Consider the following 25,264-nt stretch of genomic DNA (forward strand, 5'->3'; position numbering starts at 1 on the left):
ATGAATTATCTCACCTGCTAGAAGCCCTGATAAAATTTGCGTGCGCTCTCCTTCTCGGACAGCGGAAGCCGGAGATTCACCGGCAGCATTTCCGGAAATGCCTTATGCGGCTCACGTTGATACCAGTAAGCGACCGAAGAATAGTCATTGGATTGACTATTGCCGTGGCCGTGCTCAATGCTGAAGCGCAAGGACTTGCTGAATATAATCGGGTCCAACAGATGGAAGCGGTACATGGTCCATTTACCGGAATAATCCTTAAAGGGAATCGTTGCCTTCGAGCGCCATGCCGGTCCATAGCCCCGAAGCGGTGCCGCTAGTGAGATCCCGTGAAACGGGGAATCATATTTCCCCGAGGGGTATCCCCAGGCCGCACAGAAGTAATCCTCCGTACCCGTGCCATGCAGCGTCGGCGGCCACTGGTCTCCGTCGATGAAGAACATATCGTCGCCTTCCCCCGGCCAGCTGAAGCCGGGAATCGGGTCGATATGGTCTATGCTCAGATTACAGCCAACGTAGTGACCTTCTCCTTCTGCATCCAGGATGCAGTAATTCTCGGTTCCCGACAGATTTTTGGCCGCATTCACCTGATTCTCGCTCCACCACGGATCGGTTTGCAGATCATGCGCCGGACGCAGCGCCGCAAGGTCCATGTTTCCTGCCGTTGGATTCTCGCGTCTCCACTGGGCATGGAAATAAAAGCAATCATCGCTTACGGCCATTTCTGTGTAATCAATATAGTAATACAACACGATATCCTGCTCGCATTCATTCACGATATCAATGACCGCCTCTTTGCGGTAGGGCATCTGAAAGAAACAGTTCATCGCCGCTTTGGTCTCTATCTCATGCTGCGAAGTAATCATATTCAGAGGCTGAGACACAAAATGGCTGGCTACTCCGTGTCCGACTCCGAAAAAATCACCGATCGGGCAATCGACACTCGGCGAGGCTTCACCATCCCAAAACATGCGCAGACGCATTTTTCGGAATACATACTGCTCTTCAGAAGCGATTGTGATCCAAATGTGACGGATGATTCCTGATCCCTTCATTTGACCGATGGATAAGGAGGCACCTGCCTTGACCGTGACATTATCCCGGTTCCCTCCGGTTTGGTCCCAGCTCGATTGCCGTCTGCTTTTGCCGGGCTGTTTATGAATCAGATTGTATAGTTCACTCATCTCTTTATAATCTCCCTTCAGATCCGGGCCTGCACTATTTGACAGCGCCGCTTACGATCCCGTTAATAATGTATTTTTGCAGGCCGGAATATACAAGCAATATCGGCAGCATAACCAGCAGGTAGGACGCGAATGCCAGGCTGAAATCCGTTGAATATTGTGTCTGGAATACATATTGCAGCAAAGGCAGCGTATATTCGCCCGGATCGGACAGCATAACCAGCGGCAGCAGGAAATCATTCCAGATCCAGATCGTATTCAGAATGATCAGCGTGGCCGTCATCGGCTTCAGCAGCGGGAAAATAATTTTCCAGAACAGCCTGAACGGCCCGTATCCATCCACCTGAGCCGCTTCCTCCAGCTCCTTCGGAATTGACTTTAGATAACCGGTGTAGAGAAAGACGCTTTGGAACAAGCTGTAAGTCGTATAGAGCAATATAACACCATATTTATTCAGTAGCCCCACCGCACTGATCTGCTTCAACAGAGGCAGCATAAGCACCTGAAACGGAACGAACATTCCGCTGATGAAGAAGTAGTACAGAAGGCGGGAAGACTTGGAATGGCTTCGGGAAATGCCATAGGCCGTACTCGCCCCGAACAAAATGATCAGGAACAGGGAAATGACTGTAATGAAAGTAGAATTCAGCAATCCCTCGAAATATCGTCCAAGCTCAACGGCCTGTTTGAAATTCCCAAAGTATATTTCTTTGGGGAAAGTCATAATATTGCCGCCCTCTCCAGGCTTCTTCAGTGCAACGGTAACAGTCAGATAGAGCGGAAACAGCATCAGTCCGGCCCCAAGCCATACCAGAAGCTGTATAGCCCAATTTGCATAACGGTTCGACTTCATTACAGCTGCACCTCCTTCCGCCGCAACAGCACAACTTGCAGCAAAGCGGTCAGGAGAATAATGATAAACAGCAGAATCGAAGAGGCCAGCCCATAGGCATAGCGGTTATTTAGAATTCCGACGTTATAGATCAGCATCGTTACGGACTCGGTACTGAAGCCTGGTCCGCCACCGGTCAGGGCAACGAGCAAATCGTACACCATCAGGTTATTCTTCATGGCCAGGACAAAACATATCGTAATGGATGGCATGATCAACGGAAGCGTAATTTTCGCAAATTCGTTGAACCGGTTTGCCCCGTCGATGCTTGCCGCCTCATACAGATCTGTAGGAATGGTCTGCAGTCCTGCCAGGTAAATCACAAGCAGCAGAGGAGCTGACTGCCATACCGTAACTAACGCAACGGCCCAGAATACTAAGTCAGAATCAGATAACAAATTACTTTGCAAAAAACTGATATGAAGAGAATTTCCTAGTAAAGGAATCACTTTGCCGAAGATTTCCCGCCAAATATACCCGATAATTAAGAGGCCAAGAACGGATGGTAAAAAATAAATCGAACGGAGCATATTTCTGAACCGCATCTTGCGATTGAGCGCGAGGGCCGCGGCCAGAGCCACTACATTGGCTATGACCGCGCACACCAGCGCATACTTAAAAGTGAATAATAGTGTATTTAGAATTCGGGCATCCGTCAGCAATGATACGTAATTGTCCAACCCGATGAAGTCAAAGCTTCTCGCCACTCCGTTCCAGTCCGTAAGACTGTAAACAAATCCAGATATCAGCGGGTACGTATGAAAGACAATCAGCAACAGCAACCCGGGCAGTATAAACCCGGCATTTATCCAGGAGGCACGCCCACCTTTCTGTCGCATGTGTCAACACCCTTTCTCTATCTATAATGTCTCTATTCTTTATACATCATGAACATGTCGTTCAGATTCTTTAGGTACGCCTTGCTGTCTCTGCTCATCAGGAATTGCTGCGAGTATTTACGGAAATCGTTCTCCGCTCCAGTCCCTCCGTGCCAGTAGTGGTTAGGCCAGTTCGAGGAACGTCCCTCTTTCACTAGCTCAGCGATCTGTTTCACTTGCTCCTTGTTCATTTGGACATCCTTCACCGCACTGATACTGCCTTCATAGTCGGAGAACTGTTGTGCACTCTCTTTAGAGGTGAGGAAGGCAAGGAACTTCTTAGCTTCTTCCGGATACTTGGCTTGGGACGATATCGTAAATCCGGTATCTACCCCGCCAAGAACCAGGTTCTTGTCTTTATCATTGGTGGCCGGGAACGGGAACATGCCATATTCAAATTCCGGGCTCAGCTTTTCTAATTGCGGCAATATAAATGTCCCCATGACATACATGGCACCTTCACCATTCACAAACCTTTGGTTGATCTGATCCGCCTTGGTTGCGATCGAATCCTTTTGCGCGTAATCATAAGCTACTAGCATTTTCTTGGCGATCTCTTCCCAAAGCGGGTCACCCTCGATTTTCGCTTCTCCCTTGTTGGCTTTCTCCCAGTATGCCTTGTCAAACGAGTTGGCCAACAGGTTCATATTGAAGGCGCTAACATCTGCTGTCGCATTAGGCATCAGAATCGGAGTTATGCCCAGCTGCTTGAATTTCTCCATGGTAGCGACAAATTCATCCCAGGTTTGAGGAATCTCGATCTTGTTCTCAGCGAACATTTTCTTGTTGTAAATGACGCCCATTGCATTCTGACTCAAGGCCACTCCGTACATTTTGCCGTCGATCAAATAACGGTCCTGCACTTCCGGGATGATATTCTTAACGAAATCTTCGTTAGTAAGATCAAGCAGATAGTCGTTTTGTGCGCGAAGCACATAGTCTTGTTCAATCGGGTAGGAAATGAAGATATCCGGTATATCCCCCCGGGCAACTCTGGTCTTCAGCACCGCGGGACCGTCGGGAACATTGACCTGCTCAATTTGGACCCCAGGATTAGCAGCTTCGAATTCTTTGATCTTTTCATCAAAAAAGTTAACCGCTTCCACTTTCCATTGAAAAAATTCAATTTTCTTCTCAGCTTCACTGCCCTTCACTTCTTCTGCAGCATTATTCTTCGCCCCGCAGCCGCCAAGAACCAGCCCCGCCATTAGCATCATGCTTACCCATTTGACCCCATGATTCTTCAAAAGTCATTACCTCCTCTTTGTTTGTAAGTGCTCTCAATAACTTGTCCTCTCTGTCTACAGCCTTATTATATTTTTTGTAAGCGCATCTAAAAACGAGGTGTTTCTATGATTCATGTTGAAAAATCTATTCTGCCATTCCTAAAAGGTCATACATCAGCGTTCCGGGAAAAGCCCGCCCGGTATTCACTCGGCGTCATGTTCATTTTGCGCTTGAACACCTGACTGAAATAGCGCTGATCGGTATAACCTACCTGATTTGCAATCTCATACGTCTTCATGTTGGTTCCAGAGAGCAGCATACAGGCCTGATGTATTCTCATTTCCGTCATATGCTCTAAAAAAGTGCTGCCCGTCATCTGCTTAAGCAAGGCGCTTAGATGGCTAGTGCTCATGGCTACATGCTTCGCCACCTGATCAATAGCCAAATCCTCGCGATAATGCTCATTCATATATGCGAGCGCTGCTCCAATCTGTTTGGCCGGCGTTTTACGGCTCGACAGCGATTGGTCCACCTCCTGCATCGTCCATACCCGGTGCTGAGAAGTCTCCGCCGAGTTCAGCGTTTGCAGCAGATCCAATATGCCGACAGCCTCTTCATACGATTCCGCGAGCTCCGCCAACCCGCTTACCACCGACCCGGCAGCGATCAACTTGTCATCCCCGAGAAGACTGCCCAGGTACTGCAGCTCAGCCGCAGTCCACTCCGCAAATCCAGCTTTCTCACTTTCTATGTAAAATACGACCACAGCGTAGCGCTTAGAGGTAGCATAGACAAATCTGCGAAGTCCTTCAGGAGTCGCCATTCCTTCCCCTTGCACCAGATGCAAACCGCTGGAATCGTCAGCCAGAATGACCGCAGCCCGGTACATGGCGGTACTATGGAACTTACTGGAATCAAACCCGCTGCCCATCATCGCATCGTACAGCTGCTGTTTCATCGTGGAGTGTCTGACTTGCTCCTTTTCCTGGAACCAGGCGATCATGCTGTGGATACATTTCTCAAGCTCCAGGGGATCAATCGGCTTGAGTATATAGTCGAACACCCGGTATTGCAGTCCTTTGCGGGCATATTCAAAATCGCTGTATCCACTCAGAATAATCACTTCCGGGCGCTCGGGCCAGCGGCTTATCTGCTCCAGCAGCTCGATACCGTTCATGCCCGGCATGGAGATATCCGTTAATAGGATGTCCGGAAGTTCTGACTGCATCAGCTCCAGCGCTTCCTCGCCGTCTTCCGCGGTTCCGATGACCTCACAATCCATGCCGCTCCAGTGGATTGAAGTTTGCAGGCTTTTTAGTATCAGCGGCTCATCGTCAACGATCAGTACCTTATATTTCATTTAGCTGCCTCCCGTTTCAGTGGAAAGTTCAATTGAATGGCCGTTCCTTCATGAGGGTGGGAACAGATCATCAGACCATAGCAGTCCCCGTACCACATACGCAAGCGCCCCTGCACATTGGACAGTCCGTGGACCAGCCCGGGCTTGGCAGCCGACATCTGCTGCAGTATACGCTGTAAAGTATCGTCATCAATCCCGGTTCCGTTATCCTGCACCCGAAGATAGCCATCCCCCCGCGCATTGATTCCTCCGGTAATATGGATGGAGAAATCGGGCTTCTTCTTGCTGTATCCGCGAAGCAGACTGTTCTCGACCAGCGGTTGCAGCACCAGCTTAAGTACATGGTGATCCAGCAACGCATGATCTACTTCGATCTTGTAGGAGAAGCGGTCATCGAACCGTACCTTCTGAATTTCAATATAGCTGACCACATGATTCAGCTCGTGATTGACTGTAACCTCATCGTCCGCATGAATGCTGGACCGCAGCAGCCTGCCCAGATTGATCACAATATTGCTGATTGGCTTCTGATGGTTCATCAGCGCCAGCGCATTCACCGATTCAAGCGTATTGTACAGAAAATGAGGATTGATCTGATTTTGAAGCACCTGAAATTGGGCCTTCCGTTTATGCTCCTGCTCCAGCCTGACCTCCTCGACCAGTTGGCGCAGCCTGTTGCTCATCCGGTTGAAGCCGTAGGCCAGCCGCGACAGTTCTACCGAACGGTATTCAGGCATGGATGCATTCAGGTTACCGCTTTCTATTTTTTTCATGCGTGCCAGCAATTGAATGATGAAGCTTACGATTTGCCGTACATACAGAAAATTAAACAGCACAGCCAGCAGGATGACAAAACCAACCAGCCAAACCGTCGTATTGCGGATGTAATCGGTTTCCTTGGAAACCGCGCTCCAAGGCTTGATAGATATCAGATAGTAGGGGGCATCCCCCGGATGCAGCGAATCGGAGGTGATATAGGAAATCAGGCTCTTCTGACCGCTTTCCGTATCGATCAGGGTACCTTCGGTCTCAGAGGACAGGCTATTCACGATCGGCAGTTCCAGACGTTTTCCTATGTTGTCGTGATTGGCTTCATAGAGAATGTTCCCGTTGCTGTCCATCAGGAGTTCCCTTGATCCATCCGGGTATCGTGTGAGGAAGATGTCGTCGAAGCGTTTGATATTGATTTCGAGAATCAGGTAGCCGAGATTTTTCAACGTTAAAGTGTCCTTAATCGTCCTGCCGAGCATGAACGACCACTTTTTTTGATCCGGGTATCTCTCCGTGGGCGGCAGCCATACACTTTTCCCCTCAGCTTCCAGCATGCGGCGATAAAAATCCGTTTGCTGAAAATCCCGAAACGGGAGGATGTCCCCGTTCATAAAGTGATAGTCACTCCCCCCGGCGCTATACAGAATCAGATCATCCAGTGCATTTTGACCGTACAGAATTCCGGCAATGGCCTGGCGCTGGTAGTAAAAGTCCAGCAGGGAGTCCTTGTTATTATGTTTTAAGAAACTCTGTATTTCTTCGGATGCAATCACATACCCGGAGAAGGAATCGGCCTGCTCTACCACATTTCGAATATTGAGGTCTGTCGCCCGCAGGGTTTGAAGTGTTTCCTGGCCCACCTTTTCCTTGATCGCGGCGTAAGACAAACGGTAGGACACGATCCCCAACAAACTGATCGGAACCAATATAAATACAACAAAGGCAAGATAAATTTTACGATGCAGCGCCATCACAAACGTCCTCCAGTAAGATTCCTAATATAGTCTATCCAATGCCCTTCCCCGTTACAGCTTCCTTAATTCTGCTTTCGAAAGGCTTTTAGGAAGAATAGCAATAGAATAGCTCCTGAAATCTCCCGCGTCAAAAAAGCTGCAAAAGGTGTTATGACTTCAGATACTCCTTCAATACGGCTCCAAGCTCCGCTGTATACTTGGTCAGCCGCAGGCTGATCTCGGTGCGCATCACATCCCGGGTGAGCCCGAAGCGTTCCTGATATCCCCGGCAAAAGATTTTGTAATACACCAGGAACTCCTCCTGCTCATCTGCCAGCACCCGGATATTATGCTGCTTCAGCTCTTTCTGCAGCCGGTAGGTATCCTGCATAATACGCTCCTGAATCGCCTGGCCGGCAATGCCGAAAGCGCGCTTAAGGATACTGCCGGAGAACTCAATCTCCTTCAGGCTCTTGCTGACCATGGTCTCCATATATGGAAGCAGAATCAGGTCACGCACCATCGTCCGCTCCTCCACCGTGATCATTTTCCTAACCTCTTCCCCCTGCTTCTGCTCATAGTGCTGGACATGCTCTGTCATTAGCATTTTGGATTTCCACCGCTCGTTTCCATCTAATTTACTCATTTATAATGCCCCCCAATCTGCTGCGCCCGTTCCAGAGCAACCCCGGATTCCAGTAAAGAAGACGCGCGGATCAGTGCCTGACTGCCGTATCTGGCTTTGATCTGGTCAATGGCCCGTTCTCTGCCCAAGACCCGGATACGGTCGTCAAATAGGGTTAGCTGCATCACGCTGTCCTCTGTCAACTGGGTTATAGATATGGCCAACCGGCTTATCGGCAAGCCGCTCCAATGATCTACAAATAAACGATAGGCTGCCGCTGCAACCTCATGGGTTAGAGACGAGGGTTCGGGCAGTGTCGCTTGCCGGCTGTAAGAATTGGAGGTGTTACCGTCCGTCTCTACCACCGCAACAGACACCACCGATCCCATATACCGGTATTTCCGCGCCCGCTGGCAGACCTCGATCACCAGCTCCAGCAATACAACCTCAATCTCCGGAAGCCGGGTATAGAGATTCCAGCGCAGCGCCTTCCCGTGGCCGACAGACTTCATCTGCTGGCGTATCCCGGTAACGACCGGACTGGGATCAATCCCCCGCGCTGTCTGCCAATAATATTCCGCCTGAATATCGCTCTGTTTGCCCATGGTTGTGCGCATTCTCCGCTTCAGCTCGCCCAGCTCCATACGGGCAATATCTCCAATGGTAGTAATTCCCATCCGGTAAAAGTTCTTGGTCATCCGGCCTGCCACCATGAACATTTCATGCACCGGAAGCGGCCATAGCTCTGTCTCCAGATTATCGTAATCCAGCCTGAACGTTCCGCCGGTCTTCTTCTTGGCGAAGTTATTGGCCATCTTGGCAAGGATTTTGGACGGCCCGATTCCCACCCGGGTCCAGACCCCCGTGGATAACAGGACATGCTGCTGTATCGAGTGAATCATCTCCTCCAGATCTCCCCCGAATGCACGCAAGGAGCCGGTCACATCCAGGAACTGCTCGTCGATGCTGAAGGCCTCCACCAGATCGGTATACCCCTGATATATCTCCGATATCAGCAGCGAGACCTGAATATATATACTCATCCGCGGCCGGATGACCACCAGGTCCCGGCATTTCGTCAGGGCCTCCCCCACGCGTGAGGCTGTGGTTACCCCATGAGATTTGGCAATGGGGCAGGCAGCCAGGACAATCCCGTTCATCCGCGCGGGATCGCCGACGGCGACTGGCTTATCTTTATACTCGGGATGAGCAGCCTTTTCGACACTGGCATAAAAGGATTGGCAATCTGAGAGCAGAATAATCCGGTCTTTAGGCTTAAGCATACCTCCGCCCCTGTACCGGATGCCACGACAGGATACTGGCGGTCAGGAAGACACGGGGCAGGCCGGTGCTCAGACAGGTAGCCCGTATGCGGCCATCACGGATACCGTGCACTTCAATTTTCCGCTGCGTAATCTTGCCCGCTTTGTCCAGATATATCATTTCTATGGTTTGGCCGATGCTCATCTTCATGATTGATCGCCTCCGGATTAAGTGAGAACATTTGTTTGTATTATAACCAGGATTAAGTTTTTTAAGCAATGGTAAAATAGAACAAGTGTTCTTGTTAAAATAAGGTATGCGGATGAGGGGGATTGTTAGAACTGGAGATTGAATCTTCGGCCCATGCCAAAGACCCGTCAGGCACAAGCCCGGCGGGTTGTTATATCAGCGTCCTGCGTCATCTCCTGTTATTTAAGAGCTTCGCTAAACGCACTTTCGATTTGTCCGGCATCCTTGGAGACCGTAAACAAAATATAGCGGCCTTTGACCTTTAATACATGCTTTTGGACGAGGTAAAATTGCTCGGGACGGTAGTCCTTCAGCTTGACCTCTTGAGCCCCGATTCTTTTCATGATTTTTTCCTTAACGCTTTCTACTTGATTCTCTTGTTTCACTTGGATCACAGCCAGTTCCTCCGCTTCCACGTTCGATTCTGCCGTATACAGCACAAAATCCTGAACCTCATCTGCCTCGAGATGATATAGCTTCTTAAGCCTGTTCATATCCCCTTTTTCCATATTCCCCATAGAAGCCGCTTGCTTGATGTGTTCCTCAATGGTATGGACGGGAACGTCTTTGGCGCCTTCCTTCTTACTGGAGCATCCTATCAGAATGCCACATAAGATCATGACGGCAGACAGGACAACCAGGTACTTCATTTTCTGTCCAGCAAGCATCGTTACTGACCTCCTATTTGCATTATTCTACAGAATCCGCTATTGATTTAATGGATGGATCTTCAAAAAATGTGGTGATATTATACAAAATCAACAGGTCGCGGATTTGCCGGTCTTCCGTAAGTTTCAGTACATCCCCCTCATAATATCTGAGATCTATCACATCAATTTCGCTAAAATGCGTGGTTAAAAAAGGGATCAGGCTGTTTGCATACGAATCCTTAACAATAAGCAGCCTTCTTCCATCTGGATTGCCGGTTGTTATGCGGATCAAGCCATGATTCCCATTAAAAAATACAGTGTATTTATCCTTCTTGGTGAGATTTTCCATGACGTACATCGAATCCGCACGTTGCTGTTCGTCGACATAATCCACGGAAATGTTCCCCGGTGTTTTTGGATCATACAGCTCAATGGAATCCGGCTGTAAGTGCCGAAACCCGCTTTTCGAATACAAAGATCCATAGAACTGACTGGTGACTTGACGAATGTTGAAATCAGCTTCGTGCTTGGGTGTAAAACCCATTGGCGCGCCCAGCTCCCGGTAGGCAAGGAAAGCGCCTTTGGTCGTCCAGTGATGGTCTGTTTTGTAATAGACCGGTTGCTCCTTGTTCGCCTCCAGCACGGGAGAAACATCAATCCATCGAATATCCCCGAGAGGAGAATCCTTTATCTTGTCCCAATAGACCCTCTCACCACCACCGGAAGCATAAGGCGGCAATTTATCCTCAAGTATGGAAGCTGCCGTCGGCACCAGCATCATATATTTGCGCAGACCCGGCGTAGCCTGATCAAATGCTTGAACGGCTTTCACCTTATCTTCCAAATCTCCTTTTTCGGGAGGAGTGAATTTTTGAATCAGGTACCCGTCCTTGCCGAGGTATACCCCATTGCTCTCTTTTTTCCCCAATCCCTGGTCCGCATCGGATTTCAGTCCAATCCAAAAGTCCCTCTCCATAAACTGATCCGCTATATACGCTTCAAATTCTGAAGTAAACTTGCCTGATCCTAAGGTTTGAAGCGAGAATGCCGGGAGCTGCTGCAGCATCCGGTTCTCTGATTCGGACAATACTTTACCCAGGGTCAGAGAGTTGATAACCCATACCGCTCCGGTAAATATCAGCAGTAGAATGGCGAGTGCCCGATAATAGACCTGATCGTACTGCTTCAAATAAAATCACCTCCATTAAAAACGAAAGTATAAGAATGGATTGTACGTTGCATTGACCAGATAGGCTGTTGAGGCCACTAGGAAGAGGAAGTAGACGGCGAAAGCGGCAAGCGTGCCGGATCGGGCAAACCTGGTTCTGATGTATGTCAGTGCTTGACGGGGATACGGCGTGGCACAAACCGCCAAGAGCAGCAGCAGCAGGGCGTTCGTCGACAGATCATAGAGCGACCGGTTGTCCACGAACCCATGTGCTCCAGCGCCAAACATCGTTCCGATGAATCTCATGGCTACAGGCAAATGTTCAAATTCGAAAAATACCCAGCCGATGATCACGATCATCAGGGTGTAGACATGGCTTACAAAGGCTGGAAAGCGCTGAAGCTGTTTCAAGAGAAACCACTTTTCGATGGTGACAAAAAGACCGAAATATAAGCCCCAAATGATAAAATTCCAGCTCGCTCCATGCCACAATCCGGTTATAAACCATACAACCCCCAAGTTTCTCAGCTGCTTCAGCTTCCCTACCCGGTTGCCGCCGAGCGGGATGTAGATATACTCACGGAACCAGGCACCGAGCGAAATATGCCATCTCCGCCAAAATTCTGTAACGCTCCTGGAAATATAAGGATAGTCAAAATTTTTCATAAATTCGAACCCGAACATTCTGCCCAGACCACGTGCCATATCCGAATACCCGCTAAAATCGAAATAGATTTGAAACGTGAAGGCGATTATGCCGAGCCATGCAGAAAGTACCGATAGTTCTCCCGCAGGCACCCCTTTGACACTTGTCCACAGCAAACCGATATTGTTGGCAAGCAATACTTTTTTAGCAAGTCCTCTGATAAACAGTTCCGCCCCTTCGCCAAAACGGTCCAACGTTACTTGGCGGTTAACCAGCTGCTCCGCAATATCTTCGTATTTCACGATCGGTCCCGCTACAAGCTGCGGGAACATCGTCACATAGGCGCCGAAGGAGATCAGGTTCTTCTGAACACTCACTTTCCCCCGATAAACGTCGATTACGTAAGACATCGTCTGGAACGTGTAGAAGGATATTCCCACCGGAAGCGGAAGATCTGCTGCCTGCAAGTGCAGGTTGAACAACGAATTGATATTGTCGCAGACGAACCCCGCGTATTTAAAGAAGCCAAGAATCCCCAGGCTCCCCGTCATGGACAGGATCAATACTCCCTGTGCAATCACCTTACGGTGCCTGTATCGTTCGATCAGGACCCCGTTCACATAGTCGAATACCGTCGAGAAGATCATGAGGACAATGTAGACGGGCTCGCCCCATGCATAGAAGATCAGGCTTGCGGCGAGCAGAATAGCATTTCTAATCCTCATGGGCGAGATATAGTAGATCAGCAGGGTGACCGGCAGAAAGAGGAATACAAATATAAGGCTGCTAAAGACCAATCTCCGTCACCTCCCGATCTTCACCTGGCCGCATGTTATTTCACCCGGTCTTTCAGCAAATCGAGCATACGTGTATAAAATTCCGGTTTAAAATGAATACCGTCCGAACTATACAAATGGGGTCTGTCAACAAATATGGAGGATAAATCGGCAAATCCGACCTGCTTCTTGTCCGCCAGCTCTTTTAAACCTTGGTTGTAATCGTTGATATTTTTGTAGCGTGGTTCCACCTGTTCAGCTTCCGGCGTAACCGGCGTAACCGGTAAAACCGTTACGGATGCCTTCGGAAGCTTCTTCTTGATGCTGTCGATCAATTGGGCGTAGAAGTCCAGTGAATACTGCTTGGGGTTATCGGTAATTTGGGGCGGCAATAGAATATCATCAGACCCCAGCATGATAAATACATGCTGCGGATTCCGCTCTGCCAGCTTATCGACATCTCCACTCATCAGAGATAGTTCGGTAGTCTTTCCGGCACCTGCTACTACATTGAACTCGTCCAAAATGTCATGGTAAGATAGTGCCTCTGTAATCGAATCTCCCAGAAATACGCTGTTCTTAAATATCGTTTTATAGGAAGTTTGGTTTGACTTCTCCAAGAGAGCTGTTTCATTAGCTTGTGGCTGAGACGTCACGTTTTGCGGATGTTGCCCATTCCCGCATGCTGCCAAGGTGAGTGCGGTGCTGCCAATAACTAACGTTGAAATGATTTTTTTAAACATGAACATCGTCCTCTCTTCATCTAAAATTAAGTAAAGAATAACAGGGAGAGATGCAGAACAAATGCAGAGGAAATCAACGTCAGATCAAAAAAGAAATAAAGAAAAAGCGCAGAACCAAGGTCTGCACTTTCTTCCGTATTCCTACGCTTTTTTATTCAATTGAAAATAAAACATCACTCCATCGGAGGTATTGTTAACGCCGTAAGCCGCGCCGTGCATCTCCAAAATTTTTTGGGAGATGGCAAGACCAAGCCCCGTCCCGCCGGTCGACCGGTGGCGGGAGGTTTCACCGCGGTAGAAACGGTCCCAAATTTTACCGAGCTGCTCGTCCGGGATATGGGCACCTTTATTTTCGATACAAATTTGAACGGTGTCTCTCTCTTCCAAAGTGGTTACGAGTATAGATTCTTGCTCCGGCGTATAGAAAATCGCGTTGGTAAGGAAATTGACGATGACCTGCTCGATACGACGCTCGTTCCCCTCAACTAGGGCAGGTATAAGCAAAGTGCTGAGAAGCAGCCGCTTGGCTTCAAAGTCCGGCGTTAATTTAGTGCATACCCGCTCGATAAGCGTATCAATATAGAATGAACCGACGTCCATTTTATACGTACCAGATTCATATTTTGCCAATTCCAGCATATCCCCGATCAGCACATTCATCCGGCTGACTTCATCTTCCATCGCCGCAAAATAATGATCCCGCTTATGGCTTGCCACCCCGTCCTTCAAAATGGCAAGGCAGCTCTGAATGACGCTTAACGGAGTCTTCAGCTCATGGGATACGCCGGATATAAATTCTTTCCGGGTATGCTCCAGCTGCTTTTCCTTCTCGATATCCTGCTCAAGCTGGAGGATATGGGAGTGCAGGCGCTCGGAGAGCTCGTTAATGTTGCCCGACAAGTCTCCGATTTCATCCTTCGTTGTGATGGGGATTTTCTCCGAGAAATCGAGGTTTGCCATTTGCCGGGTGGTACGGTTGATACGCAGCAACGGCCGGGCGATCTGACGGGAGTAGTAAAACGATGCTAGTAGCGCGAGCAGCAAGGTCGCAATAATGATATACACGTAGTAGTCTTTGATGATCCCTACGGCTTCATTAACAGGCTGCAGCGACGTCATCGCGAACAGGTAGGTGGGATTTCCATCTCGATCTTGGGTGCGGTTCACGAAAATTTTGTAGTTCACGTGATTTTCTTCAACATCTACGATCTGCTTTGCGTTCGTGGCATCCTTAAAGTCGCCGTACAATAGATCCGCCTGGAAAGCCTTGATGCGGTCCAGGAACAAGTGATTGGTGTAACGCGAGACTCCCGCCCCTTCCGGCACCCGAACTTTTGTAATGGTTCCTTTGACCAGAAAGGAGGAATATAGCTCACGATATTGAACCGCGCTCAATCGGCCCAGCACCTCGTACTCCTTGCTCACCATCTGATGATTCTCCAGCCGGCTCTCATCTCTCAGATTGGAACTGTTCCTGCCCATCCGCTGGATCACTGGCTGGTTATTCATGATCAAGCCTTCCATGGCGATCATTCCCCCTTCTTCGATCCAGGGAGTGAGGAACGTTTGATTGCTGCTGAAGTCCTCTACGTTGATGAAACTGTATAGAGGTACGGTTATCGTTGTGTCAGAAAGCGCCGATTCTTCCGAACGGTCCAGCTTAATTTCCATGAAGAAATCACCGGCATACTTTATATTTCCGCGGATGTCCAGAGCCGTGATCCAGGTGTTATGCTTTTGAAAAAAGTCTTGCTCCAGCTTGGCCATCTCCTGCGTGCCCGAGGCCTGATTCAGGTAGTCTTGTTCATAAGCCTGAAGCGCCGCGTTAACGTCCTCCACTTTTTGATGAACATAAAACTGTTTGAAAAATACGGTTTGCAAGGTGAAAATAACGGCGATCAGGAACAGGCACAACCCCGCTGTCAACAGGAACAGCTTTAGAACAATTCCCTTTTTCATAGCTCGTCCTCAAATTTATAGCCTGAACGCACAACCGTAACAATCTGTTTGGCATGCTTCCCCAGCTTGGAACGCAAATTGCGGATATGGCTGTTGACCGTACGATCATCGCCCGCGAAATCATATCCCCAAATTTTCGTAATCAGTTGCTCCCTGCTGATGATGATCCCTTTGTTTTTCAACAGATAGGCCAATATTTCGAATTCCGTATGCGTTAGACCGGAGCTTGTACCATCAATCGAAACGGTTCGGGATGGAAAATGGATCGAAATGCCTCCGCTGGACAAGGTGTCGCTATCATGCTCGCGGATATGCCTGCTCTCCAGTAGCCGCTTTACCCGTGCCAACAAAATTGAAGGGCTATAAGGCTTGGTTACGTAGTCGTCAGCGCCAAGCTCGAACCCAAGCAACGTATCGTCCTCATCAGAACGGGCCGTCAATAGGATGATCGGCACATTCGACGTCCTGCGGATTCGCCTGCACACGGACCATCCATCTAATTCAGGCAGCATGATGTCCAGTAAAATCAAGTCCACCTCATGTTCTTGAAATAACGAGACCGCTTGTTTCCCATCGGCAGCTTCAATCACACGATACCCCTCTTCAAGCAGATAATCTTTCATGATTTCGCGTAAAATATTTTCATCTTCTACAATCAGTATTGTTTTTGACATGTGACAACCTCACCACTTTTTTTCTGGAACCACTTCAAAGATTACCCTATACAGATAAAGATCATGTGCAGATGAACTGAAATAGGGTACATTTTTGGTCGTAACCGTGAGAACTAAAAGGATACCATACTCTCGTTGGATTGGGTTATTTTTCTATGTTACATTGTTTCGGTAACTGGCTGCTGTACGGCCGCCGCCTGTCTTGCTGGACCGCAGGGGATGACTTATACTCGACCCATACAGCTTGTTCCGGCGACTGACACTAAACTGAGCGATAGAGAGGGAATACATCATGTTTCAAGGGAAAACGAGGACCGTCGCATGGGTTGGCTTCTGGCTGTACACAGCCCTCACCCTATTTTTCTTGTTCGTCAGCTTCAACCGCTCATCGGCTCTGCCGGAGACGGGCTTGCGGTATCATTTAGCATTTGACGGAATTCCCCTGCGGTTTCCGGACAGTGGTTATTCGAATCTCTGGCTCTTCAACCTGGGTAACTACCTGGCATTCGTACCGTTCGGGCTAGTGATCCCGCTGCTGATCCGCTGCCGGTTCCTGCCGTTTCTTTTGGTCTTCTTAGCAGCCATTACCGGGATTGAGCTGATCCAGATGGTGACGCATTTGGGCGCGTTCGATGTCAACGATATCGTCATTAATACGCTGGGTGCGACTGTCGGCTATGGCAGCCAGCGGCTGATCCGCCGCGATCGTACGACGCCGGGAGGCTTACTCAAGCTCCTGTTCTCCGGAGCGATCCTGACGTTGACCGTCTACTCCGCCGTGAGCGGTCTCAATCATTATCTGGATCATGGACACGGCGAGATCAAGGCGCTGGACCGGCTGCCCCTTGAACATGGCAAGGTGCAGTGGGAGGCACAGCTCAACGGCTTCACAGCAGCGCAGGAGCAGATCAAACCGGCGATCAATCTGTACAGCCGCGATAATCCAAGAAGTCACGAGTTCTCTCTGCGCCTTGATGGACAGTATAAGGAGATTACCGGGAATTTCGCCGTACCCGACGATGCCATACCTGCAGCGGACAGCGGCAGCAGCCGCGTCATTATCAGGGCCGACGGAGAAGAGCTTTACTCCCTGAATGTGAATATCGTACCGGGTGAGAATCAGCCGCTATCCTTCCGGGTTCCGCTTGGAGGAAAGCAGGAGTTGACGCTTGCCGTCTTCAACGATGCTGCCGACCCTCGAACCCATGCGGTAATGTGGGATCTCACGCTCATAGAAGCCAATGCCGGCCAAAAGCTGGCGGCGCGAATTCATCAGTTGCTGGGAGGAGGGTAGCCCATCCGGCAAGTCAAAGCACTCCCAGGCAGGCCTGTCCCCTTTTTTGTATCCATAAAATGAAAGAGCCGCCCAGTCTATTGACCGTGGCGGCTCTTTCTCATATATTTGCGTTCAATCGCAAATTACTATTAAATGTAAAACATATAATTATCCGCCTGGCTCTCTTCCTTGAAGTTGATCAGATCGGATAACGTGGTGGAGTCGAGGACATCGGCGATGCTGTCGCGGATGCGCAGCCAGAGGTCGCGCTTCGCCGGGTCATCTTCTTCTGTAAAGTCTACCGGAGAGATCGGGCCTTCCAGCACGCGGATGATATCTCCGGCGGTGATGGTGCTGGTCTCGCGGGAGAGAATATAACCGCCGTAGGCTCCGCGGATGCTCTTCACGAGTCCCGCATTACGCAGCGGGGCGATGAGCTGCTCCAGATAATGCTCGGAGAGTCCGTTTTTCTCGGCAATGCTCTTAAGGGATGTAGGTCCTTCGCCAAATTTCAGGGCAAGCTCCATCATAATGGTTAATCCGTAACGTCCTTTGGTTGATATTTTCAAAGGGGCACCTCTTTCGGTTTAGTTGCTGGTTTGTTGTAAATATTCGCTGGCTAGACATGAGATCTGTCATATCACCGTATTCCGATGTTTGCTCTCAGCTTATGTTATCATATCTCTGGACACATTTGGAACAGCAAACGGCAATAATTCGCGATTTTGTTCACCAGTGGTGGACAAATTGTCAATAACGGACCGTTTTTCGGTATATTTTGTAGCAGCCGTGTCCTCGTTTGGGGTAGACAGGTATGTTATAATACACAATGAGCCGGGTGTTCAGTGAGAATGCCGGTATTTTGTGCACAGAAAATGGTGATCACGATGACAAAAGCTAATCAGGATATCCGAGTCGTCGTCGGTATGTCGGGTGGAGTCGATTCCTCTGTTACAGCACTGCTGCTGAAGCAGCAGGGGTATGACGTCATCGGCATCTTCATGAAGAATTGGGATGATACCGACGAGTTCGGCGTATGTACGGCGGAGACCGATGCCGAGGATGTACGCCGCGTCTGCGAGCAGATTGATATTCCTTACTATACCGTTAATTTCGAGAAGGAATACTTTGATAAAGTCTTTTCCTATTTCCTCGAAGAATATAAGGCCGGCCGGACACCGAACCCAGATGTGATGTGTAACCGCGAGATCAAGTTCGGAGAATTCCTGAACAAGGCGCTGCAGCTTGGCGCAGATTACGTCGCTACCGGGCATTACGCCCGAGTCGTGGAAGAAGACGGCCTGTTCAAGCTGCTGCGCGGCGTGGACAACAACAAGGACCAGACGTATTTCCTCAATGCACTGAACCAGTATCAGCTCTCCAAGGCCATGTTCCCGATCGGGCATCTGCCGAAGCCGGAGGTACGCCGGATTGCCGAGGAAGCCGGACTCTATACCGCGAAGAAAAAAGACAGCACCGGCGTCTGCTTCATCGGAGAACGCAATTTCCGTGAATTCCTCAGCCAATACCTGCCTGCACAGTCAGGCAATATGGTCGATATCGCCACCGGCGAAGTCAAGGGCCGGCATGACGGCCTCATGTACTACACGCTGGGCCAGCGTCAGGGCCTGGGTATCGGCGGCTCCGGTACAGGCGAACCCTGGTTCGTGGCGGAGAAGGATCTGGCCAGCAATACCCTGTATGTGGTACAGGGCGAGAAGCATGTCAGCTTGTACTCGACCAGCCTTATAGCCTCAGGGGTGAACTGGATCGATCCGGATACACTTGGCGATACACCGCTGAAGTGTACCGCCAAGTTCCGCTACCGCCAGCCGGATCAGGGGGTTACGCTGACGAAGCAGGAGGACGGAACCGTACATGTTGCTTTTGATGTGCAGCAGAAGGCGATTACTCCCGGACAAGCCGTGGTCTTCTATCTGGGCGATACCTGTCTTGGCGGCGGGACGATCGAGACTGCTGAGAAGGTTGTGCCGCTGGCGCAAGTCTGATTGCACCCCAGCTAGGGAGCTACCCATATAAAGGAAACCCTGGCAAGTGATGAGTGCTGGTGCCTCCCCTATTGTGTTTTTCGCATACATGCTTCTTAGTACATTCAAAAAAGAACCTTCAAAACCACTAGCTGTGGAGTTGAAGGTTCTTTCGCTTTTCAGGATACGAATTTACGCCGGGGCTGGCTTACCGGACGGCAGCCTTACTGCGGCTGAATGCCCCATGACTGGACGCCGTCCAAATACAGCGTTACCCGGTTCCAATCGGTGAAGGCTGTTTTGGTTGGATCGTAGGAGTAATCATCAGCCTCATTGTAATTGCTCCAATCGGATTTGTTGATGCGCAGCTGAATCTCACCGGTGTTCGCACCGGGTGCCAGACTGCCTGCGCCGGCGCTGAAGGCAATCTCCACGTAATAGTCTGCTCCTGTAGCCGCAGGAGCGAGCTTCACGAAGCTGCCAAGCACATTGCTGCCGCCGACTGTTGCATAATCCACATTAAATTGCTGGGCCTTCTCTCCGTCGATCGTGTAGTAATAGCGGAGCTTGACCTTGCTAAGATCTACAGCCGTGGTTCCGTTGTTGACAACCCGCAGCTGCGGACGGAACTGTGCATCTGTGGCATTCGTATCTGTGGTGCGGTATTGAACCACCAGATTCCCTACGGCCGGCGTAGGTGTTGGTGCGACTGTCGGTGTAGCTGTTGGTGTAGTCGTCGGTGTGGCAGTAGGTGTGGCAGTAGGTGTGGTCGTCGCTGTAGCGGTAGGTGTGGCCGTCGGCGCTACTGTCGGTGTAACCGAAGGTGTAGGGGTTGGTGTGGCCGTCGGCGTAGCTGTTGGTGAAGCCGTTGGTGTAGTCGTCGGCGTCGGCGTCGGGCCGGTGCCGTTATTAATCAGCCGGTCATATTCCGCGTAGGCTGTAGCGATGTCCACTTGTGACCAGAAGCGGTGGTAGGTGAACTCCGGTGCACCATTCTCCCAAGTCTTTGTTGTTTTGTTGTACGAGCTATTGTATTTGTCTTCCAGGTAACTCCACTTGGGATCATTTTTGATATCCGGGAGAATATCGGTGTAGCTCGCATACACTCCATTACCGCCCTTGGCCGGATCGGAAGGAACCGTCGAGTTGCCCGGTATAGTGTTGCCCTGGCCGAAGGTACCGCTCCAGCCTGCAGGGAAATAGACCTCTTTGGTGAAGAACCGGAAATAATCCGCACGCTTCTCAAGTGTCGTAATGCCCACTCCGTCATTGTAGCCCCAGGCCGTATCCAGCAAGGATTTGGCTAATTGGGAAGCGGTTCCGCCGAGCGCAGTATTGCTGCCATGCTCCGCTTTATTCCCTGCGGCAAAGAAGGTGAGCGCTTTAATGTAGCTGCCCAGCACGCCGCTGTCCTGTCCAGGATCTTTGGTCACTGCGTTCAGACCGCTGTTGCCGTTAAAAGTGCTGAACCCGCTCCAGGTATCCGGCTGTCCGTGCCACTCCACATTGCCCGGAATCCAGAACTCGCCGGGTGCGGATACGGTGGCCACCTGCGGATCATCTCCGCCCAGAATCCGGTTTCCTTGCTGATCCAGATAATAGCCGGCAGCATCGGATACCGGACGGCTGCCCGCAAAGGCATAATCTGTAGACCAGTCAATCCAGTTCTCAATGGCCCGTTTGGCCATTTTGAAATTAGCCGAGGTAGTGTCCCCGCTGGAAGCCAGGATGTAATACAGCTCTGCTACCCGTTCCATGCTCCAGGACTGCATCCCGAACCAGTTGTTGGATGGCGGGTCATGATAGACAGGAGCCTCGTCGTAGGCCATGCCGTAGAAGGTGCTTGTGCCTGCCGGATAAGCGCTGTAGGAGCCGTTATAGCTGTTGGTTGCACCGCCCGCAATCGCCCCTTCAGAGGATTGCAGCCAGTTGTAGAATTCCAGCTGGCGGGTCAGCGATTTGCCCCAGTCCGTTCCGGCTGTTGCCGAGGACGGAATCAGTCCTCCGGCTGCGGTCGACAGCGCATAGGCTGCAACCACATTCTGATACCCCTGATGCGCATGGCTGGCACCGATTCTCCAGGCCCAGTCTCCGCCGGTTCCCAGACCGCCGCCCCAGGCTGTATACCAGGCCAGCAGATACTGGCTGGAATCCTTGCCGGTTCCCGCTTCAGGCGTACCGTCAGCGGCACTGCCGAGCTTCTGGAAGTACTTATCGTACATGCCGTAACGCAGGAAGTCGCCCATTTTTTTGGCTTTGTTCAGATAGACCGTATTCGTATAGCCAAGGTCCTTGGCCCAGTACATGGCCTGCACAGCCCGCGCATCCGCATCCGTGGCATTCGTATACCGCCACTGTGCGGAAGGTGCGCTATTTTCCTTGGTGAACAAGGACATGAAGCCTTCATTGGCTTTGCCGAACGTCTTGTTATCCTGTGAAGGGTGGCCTACTGCCTCCCAGACCGATTCCTGCACTCCGCGCTGGAAGGTGTTCACATAACTCGCGGTATGGCTAGGGTTCAGCAGATTGCCGAAGCCGTACCAGTTGTCCACATCCACCAGCCAGTGCATCAGATAGGTCTGGTTATTGCCGTAGGTGGACTTCAGCTCCGCATCCAGCGGGTCCTTGCCCGGAGTGTACTTTCCGTTCAGCGCACTTGGATACAGATCCGGCTGGGCATGCTCCGAGGCATAGGTTGCCGGACTGTTCGGGTTGTAGCTGCTCATGGTCGGTTGCTCCTGCACACCGTCGCCTTCATTGATCGGAATAATGTATTTCTCCATGTTGTCCCAGGCCGCTTCGAGCTTACTCCAATCTCCGGTGTTATGGCCGTACAGCACTTCAAGCCACATCCAGTAGCTGTAAGCCTCTGAGGTAGTCATATGCCCATAGTTGGGCGCCTCGCTCAGCAGGGTCTCCACCGAGTGATACGGGATACCTTCAGCCGAGAAATAGCCGCTTGCCGGGTTTTTCAGCTGGTCATATAATTGCAGGAATCTTGTCTTCTCCACCGATGCCGCCTTGGCTGTTCCCGGATTGAAATTGAAGATCCCGCTGGTGAGGGATAGCGTCAGAACGGCAGTCATGACTATGGAGGCCGGTTTCTTGAATGAACTTAGCTTCATCATTTCGGCATACTTCCTCTCTGGAATAATTTAGGGTTCCAAGCCCCATACGAGTGTTCCTGCACGGTACAGGGTGACTTTGTTCCAATCCGCGAAGGTCTGCTGGGTTCCGCCATAGGAATAGTCGTTGTTCTCATTGTAGGCCGTCCAATCCGCCTTGTTGAAGCGCACCTGAATCTCCCCGCTATCCGCTCCGGGGGCCAGGCTTCCTGCTCCTGCGGCAAAAGAAATCTCCACATAGGAATCGGCCAGCGCCACAGGCGCACTCAGCTTCCCGAAGGTTCCGCTTAGGTTCCCGCTGCCGACAGCAGCATAGTCACAGTGGAATTCCTGCGGCTTGTCCCCGTCCACGGTGTAGTAATAACGCAGCTTCAAGCCGCTGAGCGCAATGCTCTCTGTTCCTGTATTGACAATCCGGAACTGGCTGCGGACCTGCGAATCGCCAGGACTCGGGTCATTGGTGCGGTACTGCACACGCAAGGCTCCTGTCGTCGGTGTGGTGGCCTCGCGCGGCCGGGCCGTAGCCTGTACAGACGCCAGACTCTCCCCCACACTGTTCGATGCCGTCACCACATAATAATAGTCCACACCGTTCGTCAGCCCGCTGTCGGTGTAGACAGCTCCGGTTGCGGTAGCAACCGCCGTATAAGGCCCGCCGCTCACCAGAGAGCGCTTGACCGTATACTTGGAAGCTCCGCTGACTGCATTCCAGCTCAGGGCCACGCTGGCATTGCCGGGCTCGGCCTGGAGGCCGGAAGGACGTCCCGGAACCTGGGGTTCACCTGGCGTTCCGCCGCCGGAAGGCAGCTCCCCGTAGACTTTGACTCCTGCATCGTATACCGGGATATACGGATTCTTCGTCCCGGAGGAAGCATTAGGCGACACTCCCTTGAAGGAGAAGTCATTGCTGTTGTCCCAGAACGTGGTGTTCAGCGGACCGGCAATCCGGAACTGGACCTCCTTGCGGTAAGCGGATTGTCCGCCCGGATAGATCGGTGTGCCGGCGAAATCTACTTTGGTGTAGTAGATATGGTTCGCTTCATCGTAAGGCAGCAGCTGTGAGACCGTTGCGCCCTGATTGTAGCCTCCCGCCTTGACGGTGATATCTCCAGGCCCATACCCTGCAGCTACAGCCTCACTTATGTCCAGATAGTAGTTGAAGGACATTTGACTGCTGGAGCGGGCAGGCCACCCCGAGCGGTTATTGATCACTGCACGGATCTCCACAAAATTGCTGCCGCTGGCATTCACGGAAGTCTCCGTGAACATCTCATCCTCACGCGTTTCGGCAGACGGGAAATTCGCCAGCGGCGTCTGACCCTGCCCGTGAAGCAGCATCATTCTGGCCAAAGCGCCGGTAAAGGCTGAATTGTAATCGGTTGCAACTTCGTTGGAGACATAATCGCTGATGGTGTCAGTGTAGCTGTCTGTCTTGGAGGGTCCTCCGACCAGTGCGCCGTACAGCACATGCCGGTGGTTCGCAGGCGTAGTCTGGCTGTCGCTCCATGAGCCGTGTGAGGTGCGGTGATGAGGATGCTGGGGTGCATTCGCGCCGAAGCCGATCACATAGCTGCTATTGCGCGGATTATCGCCCAGCATGTAGTTAATTTGCCGCTCTGCAAAGGTCTGGGCGGTATTTTTTTTCACCGGATCTGTAACCCAGTCTGCATAGACAAAAGCCATAAAGGCCTGGTTAGCCGCATACCGCAGCGCCCCCCACTGGTCCAGATGGGCCAGTCCTCCGGGAGTATAAGCTACCCTGTCAGAGGTACCGTTCACCCCGGTAGTCCAGAACTGCATGTTGCGTTCCGTCGACTGAATGAACTTGGGATCATCGGTGATGCGGGACAGCAGGAGCTGCGCACCGTAATGCTTGTCATCCCAGGATTGGGTCCATTGATACCCCCAGTCTCCGGCCTGGTTGGTCCCCCACAGATCACTGGCGGCAATCGCCTTGTCCAGATAGGTCTGCTCACCGGTAGCTAAATACAGCCAGGCGCCGCCCCAGCTTAATTCATCAGCGTAGCCGCTCCACGAATTGTAATACTGCTTGGCGTCAGTGATGGTATCGGAGTAAGCCCCCCGGTACGTATCGGCGAAATTGTATAATTGCTTCGCATGCAGCAGCAGCTTGTCCGCGTAAGCAGCATCCGAATCCCTGAAAATAATGGAAGCCGAGGCAAGGGCGGCGGCAGTCTCCGCAGCCAGATCGGAGCCGGGATGGGCAGCATCAATCTTATAGGCAGGACGCGCCATTGGCATGACCTCCGCCGGTCCCCACCAGTTATGGTCCGCCGTACCGTTGCCAACCTGTCCCCACAGCTCATTCGGAGCTGTATGCGCTTTCACAAAATAGTCTGTTGCCCAGCGGATGTTGTCCAGGATCTCATCCAGCTGTCCGGATTGCACGTAACCATCCTTGTATTCATAGACCGACCATGCCAGCATCGTGGAGGTGTACGCCATAGGAAATCCGAATTTAACATGATCCCCTGCGTCATACCAGCCTCCCGTCAGATCATGGCCGACATCCGCACCGTCCTGCAGCCCCGAGTCGCCTCTCCACTCCACACGGTTGTTCGCCGGCAGCTCACCCGAACGCTGGGTCTCATAGAAATAGATTGATTTCTGCAGCGCCTCTGCATAATTAACTCCGGCGGCTGCGGCTTCGCTGACAGACGGGTGAATAGCCGTTCCTGATACAATGGTGCAGGCTAACATCAGACTTAGTGATGCCATACAGCCGGTCTTCCGTTTGCTTCGACTCATCCTTACTCATCTCCCTTCGATTTCTTACTTTGGATTCCACTTGAACTCCGGTGATCCCACGTCGACTCCGGCACGCGCCCAATACCTC

The 25,264-nt window shown here is 51.1% G+C and carries 20 protein-coding genes; 2 read left to right on the forward strand and 18 right to left on the reverse strand.

Annotation, left to right across the window (positions count from 1 at the left end):
• Positions 1-17 precede the first annotated feature (17 nt).
• The 15 genes from HQN87_RS04830 to HQN87_RS04900 all read right to left on the reverse strand — a co-directional run bounded on the left by HQN87_RS04830 (position 18) and on the right by HQN87_RS04900 (position 16,018).
• Entirely contained in the window at positions 18-1,184 is a 1,167-nt protein-coding gene (locus HQN87_RS04830) for a glycoside hydrolase family 172 protein (RefSeq protein ID WP_173128574.1), read from the reverse strand.
• Positions 1,185-1,218: 34 nt separating this feature from the next.
• A complete protein-coding gene (locus tag HQN87_RS04835; protein WP_173128577.1) occupies positions 1,219-2,037 on the reverse strand; it encodes a carbohydrate ABC transporter permease in 819 nt (272 codons plus the stop codon).
• The gene (locus tag HQN87_RS04840) at positions 2,037-2,915 is read right to left on the reverse strand and encodes a carbohydrate ABC transporter permease (protein ID WP_173128580.1); all 879 of its coding nucleotides are present in this window, start codon (positions 2,913-2,915) and stop codon (positions 2,037-2,039) included. The genes HQN87_RS04835 and HQN87_RS04840 overlap by 1 nt, the downstream gene beginning before the upstream one ends.
• Before the next feature lie 32 nt (positions 2,916-2,947).
• A complete protein-coding gene (locus HQN87_RS04845) occupies positions 2,948-4,201 on the reverse strand; it encodes an ABC transporter substrate-binding protein (RefSeq protein WP_173128583.1) in 1,254 nt (417 codons plus the stop codon).
• Between the two features lie 146 nt (positions 4,202-4,347).
• Entirely contained in the window at positions 4,348-5,541 is a 1,194-nt protein-coding gene (locus HQN87_RS04850; RefSeq protein WP_173128585.1) for a response regulator, read from the reverse strand.
• A complete protein-coding gene (locus HQN87_RS04855) occupies positions 5,538-7,283 on the reverse strand; it encodes a sensor histidine kinase (protein ID WP_173128588.1) in 1,746 nt (581 codons plus the stop codon). Before HQN87_RS04855 ends, HQN87_RS04850 begins: the two co-directional genes overlap by 4 nt.
• Positions 7,284-7,434: 151 nt before the next feature.
• The gene (locus HQN87_RS04860) at positions 7,435-7,911 is read right to left on the reverse strand and encodes a YhjD family protein (RefSeq protein ID WP_173128591.1); all 477 of its coding nucleotides are present in this window, start codon (positions 7,909-7,911) and stop codon (positions 7,435-7,437) included.
• The gene (locus HQN87_RS04865; RefSeq protein WP_173128594.1) at positions 7,908-9,173 is read right to left on the reverse strand and encodes a DNA polymerase IV; all 1,266 of its coding nucleotides are present in this window, start codon (positions 9,171-9,173) and stop codon (positions 7,908-7,910) included. Before HQN87_RS04865 ends, HQN87_RS04860 begins: the two co-directional genes overlap by 4 nt.
• A complete protein-coding gene (locus HQN87_RS04870; protein ID WP_173128597.1) occupies positions 9,166-9,363 on the reverse strand; it encodes a hypothetical protein in 198 nt (65 codons plus the stop codon). The genes HQN87_RS04865 and HQN87_RS04870 overlap by 8 nt, the downstream gene beginning before the upstream one ends.
• A 218-nt stretch (positions 9,364-9,581) precedes the next feature.
• The gene (locus HQN87_RS04875) at positions 9,582-10,070 is read right to left on the reverse strand and encodes a DUF4358 domain-containing protein (protein ID WP_254075353.1); all 489 of its coding nucleotides are present in this window, start codon (positions 10,068-10,070) and stop codon (positions 9,582-9,584) included.
• Between the two features lie 22 nt (positions 10,071-10,092).
• Positions 10,093-11,241 carry a DHHW family protein gene (locus HQN87_RS04880; protein WP_254075354.1) on the reverse strand — a complete coding sequence of 383 codons (1,149 nt, stop codon included), beginning with the start codon at positions 11,239-11,241 and terminating at the stop codon, positions 10,093-10,095.
• Positions 11,242-11,256: 15 nt separating this feature from the next.
• Complete coding sequence (locus HQN87_RS04885) at positions 11,257-12,663, reverse strand: MBOAT family O-acyltransferase (protein ID WP_173128600.1); 1,407 nt, start codon at positions 12,661-12,663, stop codon at positions 11,257-11,259.
• Between the two features lie 35 nt (positions 12,664-12,698).
• Positions 12,699-13,385 (reverse strand): GDSL-type esterase/lipase family protein, encoded by a 687-nt coding sequence (locus tag HQN87_RS04890; RefSeq protein WP_367272657.1) that lies wholly within the window; start codon positions 13,383-13,385, stop codon positions 12,699-12,701.
• Positions 13,386-13,526: 141 nt separating this feature from the next.
• Positions 13,527-15,344 carry a HAMP domain-containing sensor histidine kinase gene (locus HQN87_RS04895; RefSeq protein ID WP_173128606.1) on the reverse strand — a complete coding sequence of 606 codons (1,818 nt, stop codon included), beginning with the start codon at positions 15,342-15,344 and terminating at the stop codon, positions 13,527-13,529.
• Positions 15,341-16,018 (reverse strand): response regulator transcription factor, encoded by a 678-nt coding sequence (locus HQN87_RS04900; protein WP_173128609.1) that lies wholly within the window; start codon positions 16,016-16,018, stop codon positions 15,341-15,343. The genes HQN87_RS04895 and HQN87_RS04900 overlap by 4 nt, the downstream gene beginning before the upstream one ends.
• Positions 16,019-16,310: 292 nt before the next feature.
• On the opposite strand from HQN87_RS04900, the gene HQN87_RS04905 reads away from it, so the two are divergent.
• The gene (locus tag HQN87_RS04905; RefSeq protein ID WP_173128612.1) at positions 16,311-17,312 is read left to right on the forward strand and encodes a VanZ family protein; all 1,002 of its coding nucleotides are present in this window, start codon (positions 16,311-16,313) and stop codon (positions 17,310-17,312) included.
• Between the two features lie 131 nt (positions 17,313-17,443).
• On the opposite strand, the gene cymR is transcribed toward HQN87_RS04905, so the two are convergent.
• On the reverse strand, positions 17,444-17,863 hold the full coding sequence (cymR, locus tag HQN87_RS04910) for a cysteine metabolism transcriptional regulator CymR (RefSeq protein ID WP_173128615.1): 420 nt from the start codon (positions 17,861-17,863) through the stop codon (positions 17,444-17,446).
• A 318-nt stretch (positions 17,864-18,181) separates the two neighbouring features.
• Here cymR and mnmA point away from each other — a divergent pair, with 318 nt between their 5' ends.
• Complete coding sequence (gene mnmA, locus HQN87_RS04915) at positions 18,182-19,303, forward strand: tRNA 2-thiouridine(34) synthase MnmA (protein ID WP_173128618.1); 1,122 nt, start codon at positions 18,182-18,184, stop codon at positions 19,301-19,303.
• Positions 19,304-19,506: 203 nt separating this feature from the next.
• Here the strand turns inward: mnmA and HQN87_RS04920 are convergent, their stop codons facing one another.
• Complete coding sequence (locus tag HQN87_RS04920) at positions 19,507-22,407, reverse strand: glycoside hydrolase family 48 protein (protein WP_173128908.1); 2,901 nt, start codon at positions 22,405-22,407, stop codon at positions 19,507-19,509.
• A gap of 30 nt (positions 22,408-22,437) precedes the next feature.
• Complete coding sequence (locus HQN87_RS04925) at positions 22,438-25,176, reverse strand: glycoside hydrolase family 9 protein (protein ID WP_173128621.1); 2,739 nt, start codon at positions 25,174-25,176, stop codon at positions 22,438-22,440.
• Positions 25,177-25,264: the final 88 nt, after the last annotated feature.

The organism is Paenibacillus tritici, from assembly GCF_013204885.1.
GTDB lineage: Bacteria > Bacillota > Bacilli > Paenibacillales > Paenibacillaceae > Paenibacillus_AQ > Paenibacillus_AQ tritici.

Excerpts from the sequence above, each read along its gene's own strand:
- HQN87_RS04840 (WP_173128580.1), bottom strand. The coding sequence starts at position 2,915 with ATGCGACAGAAAGGTGGGCGTGCCTCCTGGATAAATGCCGGGTTTATA.
- HQN87_RS04850 (WP_173128585.1), bottom strand. The coding sequence starts at position 5,541 with ATGAAATATAAGGTACTGATCGTTGACGATGAGCCGCTGATACTAAAA.
- HQN87_RS04860 (WP_173128591.1), bottom strand. The coding sequence starts at position 7,911 with ATGAGTAAATTAGATGGAAACGAGCGGTGGAAATCCAAAATGCTAATG.
- HQN87_RS04855 (WP_173128588.1), bottom strand. The coding sequence starts at position 7,283 with ATGGCGCTGCATCGTAAAATTTATCTTGCCTTTGTTGTATTTATATTG.
- HQN87_RS04870 (WP_173128597.1), bottom strand. The coding sequence starts at position 9,363 with ATGAAGATGAGCATCGGCCAAACCATAGAAATGATATATCTGGACAAA.
- HQN87_RS04925 (WP_173128621.1), bottom strand. The coding sequence starts at position 25,176 with ATGAGTCGAAGCAAACGGAAGACCGGCTGTATGGCATCACTAAGTCTG.
- HQN87_RS04865 (WP_173128594.1), bottom strand. The coding sequence starts at position 9,173 with ATGCTTAAGCCTAAAGACCGGATTATTCTGCTCTCAGATTGCCAATCC.
- HQN87_RS04920 (WP_173128908.1), bottom strand. The coding sequence starts at position 22,407 with ATGAAGCTAAGTTCATTCAAGAAACCGGCCTCCATAGTCATGACTGCC.
- HQN87_RS04900 (WP_173128609.1), bottom strand. The coding sequence starts at position 16,018 with ATGTCAAAAACAATACTGATTGTAGAAGATGAAAATATTTTACGCGAA.
- HQN87_RS04890 (WP_367272657.1), bottom strand. The coding sequence starts at position 13,385 with ATGTTTAAAAAAATCATTTCAACGTTAGTTATTGGCAGCACCGCACTC.
- mnmA (WP_173128618.1), top strand. The coding sequence starts at position 18,182 with ATGACAAAAGCTAATCAGGATATCCGAGTCGTCGTCGGTATGTCGGGT.
- HQN87_RS04875 (WP_254075353.1), bottom strand. The coding sequence starts at position 10,070 with ATGCTTGCTGGACAGAAAATGAAGTACCTGGTTGTCCTGTCTGCCGTC.
- HQN87_RS04835 (WP_173128577.1), bottom strand. The coding sequence starts at position 2,037 with ATGAAGTCGAACCGTTATGCAAATTGGGCTATACAGCTTCTGGTATGG.
- HQN87_RS04895 (WP_173128606.1), bottom strand. The coding sequence starts at position 15,344 with ATGAAAAAGGGAATTGTTCTAAAGCTGTTCCTGTTGACAGCGGGGTTG.
- HQN87_RS04830 (WP_173128574.1), bottom strand. The coding sequence starts at position 1,184 with ATGAGTGAACTATACAATCTGATTCATAAACAGCCCGGCAAAAGCAGA.
- HQN87_RS04905 (WP_173128612.1), top strand. The coding sequence starts at position 16,311 with ATGTTTCAAGGGAAAACGAGGACCGTCGCATGGGTTGGCTTCTGGCTG.